We start from the raw sequence: 13,467 nt of genomic DNA, 5'->3' as shown, positions 1-13,467 counted from the left end.
GAGGTTATAGTTATCACGCTGGTTGGGGGTGGCACCCGACCAGCGACCGAAGGCACAGCACGCGGCCGCCGAACCGGCCGACCCGAGGGGAGCAGCCCATGACGGACGCCCACACCGCCGAACGCAGCGCCGAACCCATCCGAGTAACCGGCTTCGGCACCGACGCCGAGGGCCTGGTGCACCTCCTGCCCGACCACGACGACACCACCGCACGCTGCGGCTTCACGGACTGGCACAGCTACGTCGTCTGCGTCGACTGGTTCGAGGAGCGCACCTGCCCGGTCTGCCTGGCTGAGCTCGCGCTCGACCTCGGCGCCGAGATCCCCGAGGACGTCCTCGCCGAACTGGACAAGATGGCCGGGCCCTGGCCCGGCCGCTGGCTCCTGCGCCCCCGCGAGGGCGACCGCGAGCGCGTCGTCGGCGCCTTCGCCGGCCCCGGCGGCTGGGACGAAGGACTCGGCGCCCTCGGCGCCCGGTACGACGCCGTCGGCCTTGACCTCTCCGGCGACGCCTGCGCCACCGCCGAGCGCGCCGGGCATCGCCGCGTCGTCACCGACATCACCCTGCTCGACCCCGAACACCCCGCGCTGCGCTGGACCGTTGGCGTCATCCTCTCCCCGCCCTGCCCAGCCTGGTCGACCGCAGGCAAGCGGGCCGGACTCACCACTCGGTCCCTCCAGGTCCTCACTGCCATGCTGCGCGCCGCCGGGGAGGCCTCCGGGCACGGCGGCCGGGCCGAGCGCTCCGGGGCGACCTGGGCCGAGGTGCGCGCCATGGCGGCCGCCATGCCGGACCCGGAAGCCGGACTCGTCAGCGAGGTGCTGATCTGGGCGCTGGGCCTCCAACTCCATGGTGAGGCCCTGCGCTGGGTCGCCATGGAGCAGTCCGCGAACCTGCCCGAAGACGTGCGGGAGGCCGTCTCGTTCGAGCTGGCCCTGGCCGGCTGGTCCCAGCAGCAGTGGGTCGAGCTGGACGCCGCCGCCTACGGAGTGGCCACGCACCGGCGCCGCGTGTTCTTCATGGCGGTGCGCTACGGCCGCATCCCTGGATCCGTCCGGCCCGACATGCCCTTCGCCGAACAGACCCTGGCCGCCGCCCTCGGGTGGGCCGCAGGGGAGCGCGTCAACACCCGCGGCGTCCGGGGAGTCGACGCGAAGGGGCGCCCCAAGGGCGGGAACACCTTCTCCGCGGACAAGGCCGGCTGGTGCCTCACAGGCAAGGCCCGGACCTGGTATCGGGAGTCGGACGGCTACCGGCTGACCGAGGCCGAGGCCGGACAGCTGGTCGGGTTCCTGCCGACCTACCCCTGGCGGGCCTCGGAACCGACGGCCCGCAAGGACTCGCGCACGAGCGCGTTCCAGCGGATCGGGGACGTGGTGTGCCCGCCCGTCGGCGCGGTCGTCCTGGGAGCCCTGACCGGGCGCCCCTGGCACCGGCCGGTCGCGGACTACCTCGACCGGGTCTACGGGCGCGCCGAACGTCCGGCGCCGGTCGACGTGCCACAGCAGCGCGGCCAGCGCGCCCCGGCGGACCTGCTGGCGCTGGCCGCGTAGTCCAGCCTCGGCGGAGCAGCACCCTCGGCGGCCGGACCGCCACCGCCGAGGGCGGCCCCGGATGCGGTGGCAGCGCCCCCACTGGGGCGCGCTGAGCTGCTGGTGTCTGGGATCGGGTGTGCGTTCCCGCCCGCATTAGTGGTGTGTGGATGGTATAGTTGTTTCATGGTCGGTGGTGGCAGCCGACCAACCCAACCGAACACACACCAAGGAGAGTCATGACCCGACAGTCCCCCCCGAGAACCGGTTCCGTCCGCACCCGCGTCACGATCGACGGCACCCCCGACTACCCGGCCGTCCTTGATCCGGCCGTCCGCTGGAACGGCTTCGTCTGCCCGTTCTTCACCCTCGACACCGTCCGTCAGCTCGCCGCCGAAACTCTCGACGTCGCCACCCGGTACGGCTACGACTGCGCCGACACCATCCACGTCATCGACGGCGGAACCACCAGGGACGGCGCGCCTCGCGCGGTCGTCCTCCACATCCGCTGGATTTACCTCGAAGACGAGGGCCCGGCCCAGGTCACCTCCATCATCGACCCCCGAGAGGAGGACGGCCTCTACTGCATCGGCGGCTGGGAATGGACGTGGTCCATCTCTACCTGGGACTGCGCATGCGGCAGTTGGTACTACCACGAGACCGCCCCCTGCCCGAACTGCGGCGGCGAACGCCCCGCCGAGTACGAGCTGGCGGCCTGACGCCATGCCCATCAACACCGCGCCCCGGCCCTCCACCTGTCTCGTCGTCGACCCGGACGGACGTGGCTTCGTACTGCAGGTCACCTCCGTGCACCACCTCGACGGCGAGACCCTCGCCGAGCGCCTCTACGACGCCTACGCGATGACCACCGAGGACGGCGAGGAACTGCCCGCCGAGATCACTACCGAGACCCTCCTCGGCCACCTCGGCGCGCAGACAGCCGCCTGCGCCGAAGGCTGGCACCACTGGGCCAACGAACCGACGCAAGAGGCCTGGGACACCGTCCGCCCCTGGGCCGAACGGCAGGTCCGCCGCCTGTTCCCGAACCTGACCTGGAGCGTCGAGCCGGACCGCAAGTTCCTCCCGCCCAACGCCTGAACACCGACCAGCAACAGGGGGGCGGCCGACAGGACGGCCGTCCCCCTCCCCGCCGCCCTGTCCGCGACCGGCCTGCGCCGTCGCGCGCCGCGGCACCGCCCGACTTCAGGAGCGCCTCACGTGTCCACTGGCCCCATCCCCGCGCCGTCGCCCCGTACGCGCCGCCGAGTCGTCTACCGCGACGGCGACTACAGCACCGTCTACCGCTTCTGCTACGCCACCGCCCGCCTGGAGGCCTTCCGCACCGGCCGGCAGTGGCACGTCGACCAACTGATGCCCCACAACGCCCCCGTGCCGCGGGAAGCCGTCGTGCGCTGCGCCCCTGCCCTCGCCGAGGCCGTGGCCCAGGCGGTTGTACGGCTCGACCGCCGGGCTGTCCCGGCGCCCGACCACACGGACGACACCCTGCGTGCGTACGCCGCCGCGGGATGGGACGTCGTCGACCCCGCCACCGGGTGCACGATGGCCTGGGCCCGCCGCCACGTCGGCGACCCCTACCCCTGGCAGCCGGCCCAGTACGAGGGGCTCGTCCCGGTGAACAGCAGCCGCAGCGCCGGTGCCGCCCTCGACGTCCGCGAGACCGCCCAGTCGACGACGCCCGGCCCGCTCGGGCCCGTCGTCGTCGTATCGTGCAGCGCCTCCAAAGCGGTCACCAGGACGGCCCTGACCGCCCGCCAGCTCTACACCGGTAGCTATCACCTCCTGTGCCGGCAGGCGGCCGAGCGCCTCGCCGGCGCCACCGGCGACGTCGTCGTCCTCTCCGCCAAGCACGGCTTCGTCACCCTCGACGAACCGCTCTTCCCGTACGAGCTGCGCATGGGCCAGCCCGGCTCGGCCACACCCGAGATGCTGGCCGCCCAGGCTGCGCAGCTCGGCATCCTCCCGGGGCCGCGCCCGGTCGTCGCCCTCGGCGGCCGCGCCTACGTCCAGGCCGTCACGCAGCTGCGCCCGGACACCCTGCAGCCGCTCGCCGGCTGCCGCGGCATCGGGGAACAGCGCGCCCGTCTCTTCCGGCTGATCCGAGCCGAGCAGCCGCTCGGCGTCCTCCATCAGCTCACCACCGCGGCCGCACCAACGGCCTGAACGCCGGCAATCCAGCACTGGCCTCGCCCCGTACGGGGCGAGGCCAGTGCTGCGTGATGGGTGCGGCCGGAGGTGAGTCCCTGAGCAGCGGAAACAGGACCAGAACTCTCCCGACAGTGATTAGTAGGTGGTATAGTTGTCTTGTGGTCGACGGTGGCAGTCGGCCACGACCGGAAACACACGCGAACACCCTGGAGACCCGCATGCCCCTGGACTTCACCAACCCGCACGAATTCAGCTGCTTCGGCACGCTCCACCCCGACCACCTCGTGGACTGGTCCTTCGGAGACGCCCACGTCGAGTGGGACCTCACCGGCCTCTTCTCCGGGACCTACGCCACCGTCCCGCTCGACGCCGAGACGGACATGCACTACCTCCCCGGAGCCTCGGGCGCCACCCACACCGTGGCGCAGCACCTCGCCGCCCGCTACGGCTTCGACGACCTCGACATCCGGGGCCCCGTCCACTTCACCGGCCCGAGCGGCGAGACCGACCGCGCCCTGGGCCTCGCACCTGACGCCTTCGACATCATGTATGGACGGGTCCAGGACATCTGCGCCGCCCTCGGCGTCCGTACCTGGTGCAAGCTCCGCCCCGGCGACACCGTGAACGTCCGCTTCGACGACCTCGAACGCGGCGACGTCTACTGGTTCCTGAACAGCCCCCACCGTTTCCAGTGCTTCAAGGACCTCCCTGCCGACAGCAAGACGCTGGAGTTCATCCCGGACGCCCGCTACCTGGTCTGCGACGACGAGGAGACGTTCATCGCCTACGGCACCTACCAGTGCCGCGCGGACCGCGCACCGGCCGGGTACTGGCAGCGCACCGGCCACCAGCTCCTCAGCGCCTGACCCCGCCCCTCCCCCCCGGCCAGGCGCCGGGGGGAGGGCCCCACGGCGGTCGGCCGCACCGCCGGCCCTCCCAACACGCTTCAGGAGGAACGATGCACACCACCCTTCAGGGCTGCCAGGACGCCCTCCAAACCGCCCGGGCCCAGGCGCAGGGCATGACCCACACCCTCGCCGCCACCCTGGCCCACATGTACCCGCACGCCGCCTACCTGGTGCTGCGCCGCGACCCGCGCTCCGGCGACCTCCACCTGGACAGCCTCCGGACCGCCAGCGGCGGTATCCAGTGCGTCTTCGCCGATTGGGACCTGCTCCCCGAGCTCACGGACGCCGAGCTGTGCGCGGCCTGGGGGCAGGTCAACCCGCGTGACCCCCAGGCCCTGCTCCAGGTCCTTCGTGACCTCGACCGCCTCGGGACTCCGTTCGGACGGCTCCCCGACTCCGCGTGGGAGCAGGGCAATCCGTACGAGGACACCGCGTCCCTGCTGTGCCTCCTGGTCAACGCCGGCGCGCCCGAGCCGGAGGGTCATGACCGGGAAGTGGCCGTGCGCCTCGCCCTGACCGTGACCGAGGAGGTCACCTACGAGTTCACCGCTGAGGTCGAGCTCCCGGCGTACATCGCCAACAATCCGAACGCCGTTCGCGACTACCTCGCCGACAACGAGGACATCTGGCTCGATCACCTGGACGCCCTCAGCGGCGTCAGCATCAACGAGCGCAGCCTGGACGACGTCGAGCTCACCCTCGCCGCCTAGACCCCCAAGAGCTGACACGCGGGTGCCCAGGGCACCCAGGAAGGACAAGAACGCATGCCGGAGTACAGCGTCACCTGGACCATCGAGATCGGCGCCGACACGCCCGTGCACGCCGCCTACGAAGCGCTGGCCGTACAACGCGACCCCGCGTCCTGGGCCACGGTCTTCACCGTCCACACGGACGACGGTGACGTGGTTGTCGACCTCAACCCCCGCCAGCCGGGTCCGCCGTCCCTGAGCGGCCCCTGGACCCTGACGGCATAGCCTGCACACCCTCGCGCCCCGGCACGGCCCACCAGCTGCGCCGGGGCGCCTTCGCGCCCGTCCTACCGGGGATGCACCGCCAGGCCGCGAGCAGCAGGACGGCGCCGCGCGGTGCATAGGGGGCCTGCGGCCGCGGTTGAGGGCTGCGCGCCGCCGATTCGGGCTGCGCTCCTCGACCACCGCGGCCGCTCGCTCCCGCAGCCGGCCACCTCGACCCTGGCGCCGGCGCCCTGGAAGGCCGGCGGCGCGTTTCTGCGTTCCGCCGGCGTGCCTTCGGCATGCCGCTGAACAGGGGAAACAGCCGCTTAAAGCGTTCCCAATGTGACTAGTAGTGGGTATAGTTATTTTGTGGGTTGGTGGTGGCAGCCGACCCGCACCGAAAACCAACTCCCAGGAAAGGGGACCCTCATGCCCACCCTCCTTCAGGACGGCTACGCCCTCCGGGTCGAGCCCACCGGCGGATTCAGCCTGCTCGACTGGGATCCTGCGATGCGCCCGCAGGACGCGCTGGACGCTGACCAGGTCCGATGCGTCGACCTGACTACCCGGTTGATCATGTGGACCGACGAGTGGGCCTTCCCGCTCGGCCGCCCCGACAACGGACCCGCCAGCCAGCTCCTGCACACCTACCAGGCCAAGCCCTGCAAGGTCAGCGGACTCGCCGTGTTCACCGGCACCACCACGTCCGACGGCAGCGTGCTCGGCCTCACCGAGGACCAGGCGCTCGTACTCGTCGACCGCTACGTCAACCGGCACCGGGACATCCCCCGGTCACGCCGCTAAACACAGGTCGCCCCGGCCCCGGAACCGAATTCCGGGGCCCTCGAATTCGATGAAAGGAAAACCCGTGAAATTCACCATCATCGGAGACTGGTACGAACTCTGGGATCTCGCCTCCACATTCGTGGTCGTTGCCGAGGGAGAGGATTTCGAGAATGCCAAGGCGAACGCAGCCGTTGCGGTGCTGGAGGCCTTCCCGTGGCGCGCCGAGGAGTACGGGGAGACGCCCGAGACCCTCTGGGGCGGAGACCACGGCGCCTACGTCGTCGCGGCCTTCCTCGGAGACCTCGGCGCTCAGGCGGTCGACGCAGTGGAATTCGAGCTGATCGCATGACCGCCGCGATGCAGACGTACACCGTCATCGGCCTGACCCTCGACGTTGACCGCACCGAACTGCTCATCGCGGCCGTCCTGACGGGCCCCGTCGCGGACCAGGTCGAGCTGCTGGCCACTAGCGAGGAGGACTTCACCCGGTGGGCTGAGGAGTTCAACGCCCCCGACCCGGACACCGCCGCGGACCTGGCCTACGCGTACTGCCGGGACTTCGGCTACGCAGAGGAGACGACCGCCGGGGAACACCTCCAACAGGTCCTGGCGGAGACGGGCATCGAATCCACCGGAAGAGAGCACACGGCCTCAGGCTGCTCCTGGATCGCCGTGGCCACCCCCGACGGCGGCGAGATCCTGCTCACCGGCCAGGGCAGGCACGAGGCCGAAACGGACTACCCGCTGACCGATCACGCCGGTTGGCGCGCCTGCGCCTACGACGAGGACGGCGCCGAGTTCACCGTCCTGTACGACTCCCAGAATCCCGACTTTGCCGCCGACACCGCTGCAGCCGTCGCGGCCGTACGCGCCAGCGTCGCGGCCGGATAGACACCAACCCGCCCTGCGCCCCCACCGTGCCGCTGCCGCACGGTGGGGGCGCAGTTGTGCTCGACAGGGTGCCGGGCCGACCCGCCTCTCAGGCAGCGCCGAAACCTCCGTCGCTCGCTCCCTCGTGCCGGCCGCGGAGGGGGACGCCGGCGGTGCACGCACGGCCGGTGAAGGACGGTCGCGCGGCAATTCACCCAGGTGGGTGAGCTAACGAGAGCCCCGAAAGTGATTCGCGTGTGTTATAGTTTTCTTGTTGGTCGGCGGTGGCAGTCGATCACAAACCGAATCCATGCACAGCCGCGAGGAGACATCATGTCCGACACCCTGCTTCGCGCCCTCGACCTCATCGAGCCCGGCGACCTGGTCCTCTACCACGGCAGCATCCCGTCGCTCCACGGCCTCTACCTGGCCCGGCCGTGCGAATGCTTCGACTGCGGCCTCGCGGACCGCCTCGGGAGCACCGACACCCGCTACCAGCTGAGCGACCCCTTCGCAGAGGACCCGGACGCTCCCACGCTGCGCCGCGTGCGCCGTGAGTCCATCACCCGGTCCACCGCCAACGCCTGACCCTCCCCCGGGGGGCCGCCCCCAGGGGGCGCCCCCCCCCCGGGGGGGGGGGGGGGGCCCCCCCCCCCCCCCCCCCCCCCCCCCCCCCGCCCCCCCCCCCCCCGGGCGGGGGGGGGGGGCCCGCCCCCCCGCCCCCCCCCCCGCCCCCCCCCCCCCCGGGGGGCCCCCCCCCCGCGGGCCCCCCCCCGCCCCGGGCGGCGGGGAGTGGCACCCCGCCGCCGCCGAGAACACCCGCTCACGAAAGGGCAGACCATGACGGACAAAACCCTCATCGACGGCACAGCGAACCGGGACAGCCTGGGCCCCGACGCGATGCGCTGGACCCCCGGGCCGGAGCAGCCGGATGCTTCCGGGGCCGACATCTTCGGGGAGGTCATTGACAGTTACAGCCGGGCCCGCGCCCTCGCCGACGGGGCCCTCGTCGCCGTCGGCGAAGACATCGCCCGCGAAGCCGGGTTCCGGTTCCCCGTGGCGCTCACCGCGGCCGCGTGGGCCGACTGCGTGGCATGGACGGACGAGGACAACCGGCAGACCTACCAGGACGAGTCGGGCCGCCTCTGGGACGTGCTCTGGATGACCCGCCGCGCCATCCGGCGTTCCGGCGGCGGGCCGTCCTGCACCGTCGAGCTCTGCCGCGTCCCGCGCGACGGAGAGAGCCACGAAAGCGAGCAGACCTGGCTGTTCGTCACATGTGGGCCTGGCGACGACGAGGAGCCCGTGATCACCATCTCCCTGCCCGGCGAGGGCTGACCGCCGGAAGCAAGCGCCCCACCCCTCAGGCGAATTCAAGGGGTGGGGCGCTGTGCGTTCGCGGCCTGTCCCACGTGCGGAAACACCCCGGGAAAGATCCACGCAGCCCCTCCGAAAATGGTGAATATGAGGTATAGTTGTCTCGTTGGTCGGTGGTGGCAGCCGACCGGCAAACCGGAAACAGACCGAGAGGAATCAGCATGACAATCACGTCGCACGACCGGACCCCGTACGAGATTGAGCGCGCCGCTGCACTGTTGATGGGCTTCCTCGACGCGGCAGGGGACGGCTGTCACGTCCTCATCATCGCGGCATCGGCGAACGGCGACGGCCTCTCAATCACCGTGCCGTTCCACAACGACGGCGACACGACCGACCTGGACCCGGACGACGCCCTTGAGGCGATGGAAATCCTCACCCTCGCCGCCATGGTGGGCGGCGGCGCGGTGCTGCGCACGAACCTCGCCGACCACACCACCGAGGCGCGGGGTTGGAAGCTGGTGGAGTTCTACGCCAAGCCGCTCAGCGCCGCGCAGATCTTCAACGCCTACTGCACGGATGCGGCAACCGGTGAACTGATCCCGCCGGAGTGGGGGGTGGAGTACGTGGCCGCACCCCGTCTGACGGTCTGAATCGGGGGCCCCGGGGGTGCGGGCGCTTCGCCCGGCCCCCGGGGCCTCTCCGGCCTAACCCTGTCCGCCCCGTCCTGTCCGGCCACCTCCGCGCGGTCTGCGCGCAGGGGGAGGTCGGCGTTTACCTCGCTCGGCCGGCCGTTGCGGGCGGTGCCCTGCGAAGGGTGGCGCAGTAGACAGAGTGAGATGTTGCAGTTATAGTTATCTCGTGGTCGACGGTGGCAGTCGGCCGCAAACCGGATCCACATTCTCAGCCTTCAAGGAGATGCCCGCATGACCCAGTACATCGCGACCAAGTACGTGTCCGCCGAGCTCCGCAGCCGACTGAAGGCCGAGTTCCCGGGGGCCAAGTTCTCCGTCCGCACCGGCACTGGCACCGCATCCGCCTGGATCTCCGTCAGCTGGACCGACGGCCCGGACACGCAGGCCGTCGACCGGATCGCGGCCCCCCTCCACGGCGCCCACTGGGACGGGTCCACCGACAGCTACGTGCAGACGAACAACGAGGTCACCGTCACCGTGGACGGCAAGAAGGTCACGGGCAGGCCGCTCGTGGACGGCATCAACACGCACCGCGACTTCTCTGACGACGTCCTCGCCGAGGCGAAGGCCCTCTGGTCCGCCGCCTTCGACGGAGCCGACCCGGACGCACCCGGCGCGATCCGCGACACGGCCTACGTCTGCGGAAAGTACCTCCCCGACACCTGGGCCCCGCAGCAGGTCCACTTCATCGCACGGGAGATCGTGGCCCCCAAGCGCTGGAAGGCCGCTCAGGACGCCCCGAAGTGCTCGGCCAAGACGACCGCCAAGCCTCGCCGAAAGGCCCCCGCCAAGGCCGACCCCGCCGCCGGGATCACTGTCAACTACACCGCCGAGACGGGCGTCACCGTGACCGGTACGACGTTCGGCGACGGTGCCGCCCCTGTTCTCCGTACCCACGGCTTCGACTGGAGCCGCAAGGCCGCGCACTGGTACGTCAAGGGCACCCGGGGCGACCAGTCCATCGCTGCGCTGATCGCCGCGCACACCGCCGCCCAGGCCCTGCGCACCGCAGGAATCACGGTCACGGCCGAACTGCCCGAACTCCCCGCCGACACCGTTCTCCCCGCCGCCCCGGCCCCGGCCGAGGACGTCGAGGAAGACGACGACGTCCCGGAGGACTTCGCCGGGATTGTCCTGCGCCACACCCGCGCGGGCGGCACCCTCGCCGAAGGCACCGCCCGCGGCGACGGTTCCGCCGAGATCCTCAGGGGCCACCGCTTCCGCTGGTCCCGCAACCTCGGCTGCTGGTACCTCCCGCTCTCCCGCGACAAGGCCGCCGACCACTTCACCCTCAACGCGCTTGCCGAGGCCCTCCGCGAGGCCGGGCACGCCGTACACGTCACCGTGCGCGAGGACATCGCCCGCAGCTTCACCGAAGCTGAGGCCGAGCGGGAGGAGCGCGCCGCCGACCGGTCCGCACGGTTCAGCGACCGAGCCGACCGGGCAGCCGGCGCTTCTACGGCCGCGTTCGCGGAGGCCCGCCGTATCGGCTCCAGCATCCCCTTCGGACAGCCGGTCCTGGTCGGCCACCACTCCGAGAAGCGCCACCGCGCCGCCCTCGACCGCATCGACAGCAACAGGCGAAAGGGCATCGACGAGGGAAACCGAGCAGAGCACTGGGCGAGCCGGGCCGACGCCGCCGCCCACTACGAGCAGCACCGCAAGGACCCGGGCCGTACCCTGCGCCGCCTCAAGGAGCTTGAGGCCACCCTCCGGGGCCTAGAAAAGCTGCTGGCCGGGGAGTCCGCGTTCGGCTCGTCGCGGGACATCAGCAAGCCGGAGAACGTCGCCGAGCTCACCCGCCGCCACGCCGAGACCGCCGAGGAGATGGCCCACTGGCGGGAGATCGTCGCGAAGGCGGAGGCCGACGGGGTCAAGCTCTGGTCCCGCGCCGACTTCACCAAGGGCGACTACGCCCGCTCCCGCGGCCACTGGTACGAGGTGCTCCGGGTCAACGGTTCCTCGCTCACCGTTCCCGGCGGCCCGGACATCCAGCCCGTCATCGACCGGAACACCCGGGCGTACTCCTGGGACGACCGCATCTCGTACGACGACATCAAGGGCCGCATGAGCGCCGAGGACATGGCTGCCCGCCTGGCTGCCAAGAGCTGATCAGGGCACAGCGGCCGGCACCTTAAGGAGTCGGCCGCAGTGCCGGAACGGGAGGGACAAACACAACCAAGAGTGATGAGTCTGTGCTATAGTTATCTCGTTGGTCGGTGGTGGCAGCCGACCGCGAACCGAATTCACACAGACTTTGAGGAGCTCCCTCGTGACCATGACCCGTGAAGAGCAGAAGGCGCACCGAGAGGCCGGCCGACTCGTCGCCCTCGCCCGCGACCTCACCGAGGACGAGAAGGACACCGTCGCCGAGCACTGGCAGGAGTCCAGTAGCGTCACGAACAAGCTCGACGGCGCCCACTTCACACCGCTGTCCCTCGCGTCCGACCTCCGGTTCCACGTGGTCGGCACCCGGATTATCGACCTGTGCGCCGGTGTGGGCCGACTCGCCTACGCCGCCCGTGAGCTCTACAACCGCAGGCGTGAGGGCCTCCCGCCCCGTGAGAGCGTGTGTGTGGAGAAGAACCCTGATTACGTCGCCGTAGGCCGCAAGCTCATGCCCGAGGCTCGGTGGATCGTTGCCGACGTGCTGACCATGGACGCCGAAGAACTGGGTTTGGGCGAGTTCGACACCGCCATCGCGAACCCGCCCTTCGGCCCCCGAGTCGAGCGCCACGGGTCGGGGCCCCGCTATCGGGGGGACCGGTTCGAATTCCACGTCATCGACTGTGCGTCCACCCTCGCCCGGCATGGCGCGTTCGTCATCCCCCAGCAGTCCGCCCCCTTCGAGTACAGCGGTCGGCCCTGCTTCCGGCACCGCCCCAGCGCGCAGTACACCCGTTTCTACCGTGAGACCGGTCTGACGCTGGGTGAGAACATCGGCATCGACACGAGTTACGACGGCTACCGGTGGCGCGGGGTGTCGCCCACGGTCGAAGTCGTCACGGCCGATTTCACCGATCCCACCAACGGACTCCTTCCGGCACCTCCGTACCTGGCTGCGCGTTAGGTCTGGCTGCTCCGGGACAGCGCGGCCCCCCCCATAAGTGATGAGTCTGTGGTATAGTTTTCTTGTTGGTCGGGGTGGCAACCGGCTGACACCGAGAACCCACACCCGCGAGAGATGGAGTCGCTATGACCATCACGCCGTCCGCCCTGCTCATCACCCCCGAGGCCGACATCATCCCCGTCGACCTGCCCAACAACAGTGGGGACCGACTGACCGTCATGTACTCCGTGATCCGTTGCCGGAACGTGGACGTGGTGGCGCTGACCGACCGGCTGGACATGTGGTTGGACGACAAGGGCCTCTACACCCAGCCGGTGAATCCGGTGGCAACGGCGCTCGCGCGGCGCTTCGGCCGGACCTACCAGAGCTACCACGGCCCCGTCCTGCTGACCGGTGGAGCGGACGAGGAGGGGGAGACCGTGCCGCTCAGCAAGGACAAGGTGCTTGCCCTGCTGGCGAGCCTCACGGACCTCTGACGGAGCTCCTGGGGGAGCAGCCGGAAGGCTGCTCCCCCAGGCCCCTCCCCAGCGCCGACACCAGAAATCCGCACCCGCGAGAGATGGGAACCCGTATGTCTGTCACGTTCTTCGCCGACTTCACGGATGAGCCGGTGAACATGGCCAACGCCAACGCTGCCCGCGTGCTTGATGTGCTTGGTTACGGTTACGACGAGCTGTGTGGGGATGCTGAGGCGGAAGACTTCCTGGGCCGGGTGTTGGTGGCGCTCGCGGTAGCTCCTGCGGACGCGGGGCGTCCGGCCACGGTCGACGGCAACGTCATCGACTGCGGGCGTCCGGCGGGCTACACGCAGACGCGACTGGAGGAGCTGCGAGAGCTGGCCGAGGACGCATGTGCGCGGAGGTTGCGCGTGGCCTGGGGGTGAGTCGGGCCCGAAGCGGGCCGGGGGTGGGGGGTTTGACGCTGTGATAGCTGTGTGGGAGAGGCCCGAAAGGGCCTCTTCTTCTTTTCCGGCAGTGGTGTCCTATTCGATTCCCGGGCGTTCTGTATTTCCCCCACCCGTTCTCTGATGTGTCATCAGTTTCGGCGGGTTTGACGGTCCGCCGGTGAGGTGGGTCAGGGATATCGGAACGGGTCTCCGTGCAGCGGAGGGAGGGAATTCGGGGCCCGTTGTTTCGGCCGTAAGGCCGTCCCGGAATTCAACCACGCACC

General features: G+C 70.5%; 17 protein-coding genes. All 17 read left to right on the top strand.

Going from position 1 to position 13,467, the window contains the following annotated elements; genetic code table 11:
* Positions 1-98: 98 nt before the first annotated feature.
* The gene (locus ACIP93_RS32505) at positions 99-1,553 is read left to right on the top strand and encodes a hypothetical protein (RefSeq protein WP_401764767.1); all 1,455 of its coding nucleotides are present in this window, start codon (positions 99-101) and stop codon (positions 1,551-1,553) included.
* A 218-nt stretch (positions 1,554-1,771) separates the two neighbouring features.
* Positions 1,772-2,251, top strand: a complete 480-nt coding sequence (locus ACIP93_RS32500) for a hypothetical protein (RefSeq protein ID WP_401764765.1) — start codon at positions 1,772-1,774, stop codon at positions 2,249-2,251.
* A gap of 4 nt (positions 2,252-2,255) precedes the next feature.
* Entirely contained in the window at positions 2,256-2,630 is a 375-nt protein-coding gene (locus ACIP93_RS32495; protein ID WP_401764763.1) for a hypothetical protein, read from the top strand.
* A 120-nt stretch (positions 2,631-2,750) separates the two neighbouring features.
* Positions 2,751-3,713: a DUF6884 domain-containing protein gene (locus ACIP93_RS32490; protein WP_401764760.1), complete on the top strand. Its 963-nt coding sequence runs from the start codon at positions 2,751-2,753 to the stop codon at positions 3,711-3,713.
* Between the two features lie 203 nt (positions 3,714-3,916).
* Positions 3,917-4,564 carry a hypothetical protein gene (locus ACIP93_RS32485; protein ID WP_401764757.1) on the top strand — a complete coding sequence of 216 codons (648 nt, stop codon included), beginning with the start codon at positions 3,917-3,919 and terminating at the stop codon, positions 4,562-4,564.
* A 92-nt stretch (positions 4,565-4,656) separates the two neighbouring features.
* Entirely contained in the window at positions 4,657-5,316 is a 660-nt protein-coding gene (locus tag ACIP93_RS32480; RefSeq protein ID WP_401764754.1) for a hypothetical protein, read from the top strand.
* 54 nt (positions 5,317-5,370) lie between these two features.
* The gene (locus ACIP93_RS32475; protein WP_401764752.1) at positions 5,371-5,580 is read left to right on the top strand and encodes a hypothetical protein; all 210 of its coding nucleotides are present in this window, start codon (positions 5,371-5,373) and stop codon (positions 5,578-5,580) included.
* A gap of 408 nt (positions 5,581-5,988) precedes the next feature.
* On the top strand, positions 5,989-6,363 hold the full coding sequence (locus tag ACIP93_RS32470; RefSeq protein ID WP_401764749.1) for a DUF3846 domain-containing protein: 375 nt from the start codon (positions 5,989-5,991) through the stop codon (positions 6,361-6,363).
* Positions 6,364-6,427: 64 nt separating this feature from the next.
* Positions 6,428-6,694, top strand: a complete 267-nt coding sequence (locus ACIP93_RS32465; RefSeq protein ID WP_401764747.1) for a hypothetical protein — start codon at positions 6,428-6,430, stop codon at positions 6,692-6,694.
* On the top strand, positions 6,691-7,236 hold the full coding sequence (locus tag ACIP93_RS32460) for a hypothetical protein (RefSeq protein ID WP_401764744.1): 546 nt from the start codon (positions 6,691-6,693) through the stop codon (positions 7,234-7,236). The genes ACIP93_RS32465 and ACIP93_RS32460 overlap by 4 nt, the downstream gene beginning before the upstream one ends.
* Positions 7,237-7,548: 312 nt before the next feature.
* Positions 7,549-7,803, top strand: a complete 255-nt coding sequence (locus tag ACIP93_RS32455) for a hypothetical protein (protein WP_401764741.1) — start codon at positions 7,549-7,551, stop codon at positions 7,801-7,803.
* Positions 7,804-8,055: 252 nt separating this feature from the next.
* Complete coding sequence (locus ACIP93_RS32450; protein ID WP_401764739.1) at positions 8,056-8,553, top strand: DUF6573 family protein; 498 nt, start codon at positions 8,056-8,058, stop codon at positions 8,551-8,553.
* Between the two features lie 200 nt (positions 8,554-8,753).
* Complete coding sequence (locus ACIP93_RS32445; RefSeq protein ID WP_401764736.1) at positions 8,754-9,185, top strand: hypothetical protein; 432 nt, start codon at positions 8,754-8,756, stop codon at positions 9,183-9,185.
* 273 nt (positions 9,186-9,458) lie between these two features.
* The gene (locus ACIP93_RS32440; RefSeq protein WP_401764733.1) at positions 9,459-11,339 is read left to right on the top strand and encodes a DUF3560 domain-containing protein; all 1,881 of its coding nucleotides are present in this window, start codon (positions 9,459-9,461) and stop codon (positions 11,337-11,339) included.
* Between the two features lie 160 nt (positions 11,340-11,499).
* On the top strand, positions 11,500-12,297 hold the full coding sequence (locus ACIP93_RS32435) for a methyltransferase (protein WP_401764730.1): 798 nt from the start codon (positions 11,500-11,502) through the stop codon (positions 12,295-12,297).
* 125 nt (positions 12,298-12,422) lie between these two features.
* Positions 12,423-12,773 carry a DUF3846 domain-containing protein gene (locus ACIP93_RS32430; protein WP_401764728.1) on the top strand — a complete coding sequence of 117 codons (351 nt, stop codon included), beginning with the start codon at positions 12,423-12,425 and terminating at the stop codon, positions 12,771-12,773.
* Between the two features lie 95 nt (positions 12,774-12,868).
* The gene (locus ACIP93_RS32425) at positions 12,869-13,180 is read left to right on the top strand and encodes a hypothetical protein (RefSeq protein ID WP_401764725.1); all 312 of its coding nucleotides are present in this window, start codon (positions 12,869-12,871) and stop codon (positions 13,178-13,180) included.
* Positions 13,181-13,467: the final 287 nt, after the last annotated feature.

It is taken from the genome of Streptomyces sp. NPDC088745 (assembly GCF_044751045.1).
Lineage (GTDB): Bacteria > Actinomycetota > Actinomycetes > Streptomycetales > Streptomycetaceae > Streptomyces > Streptomyces cremeus.
The sequence above is the reverse complement of the archived record's forward strand: the minus strand, read 5'-3'. Positions and strand labels throughout refer to the sequence as shown.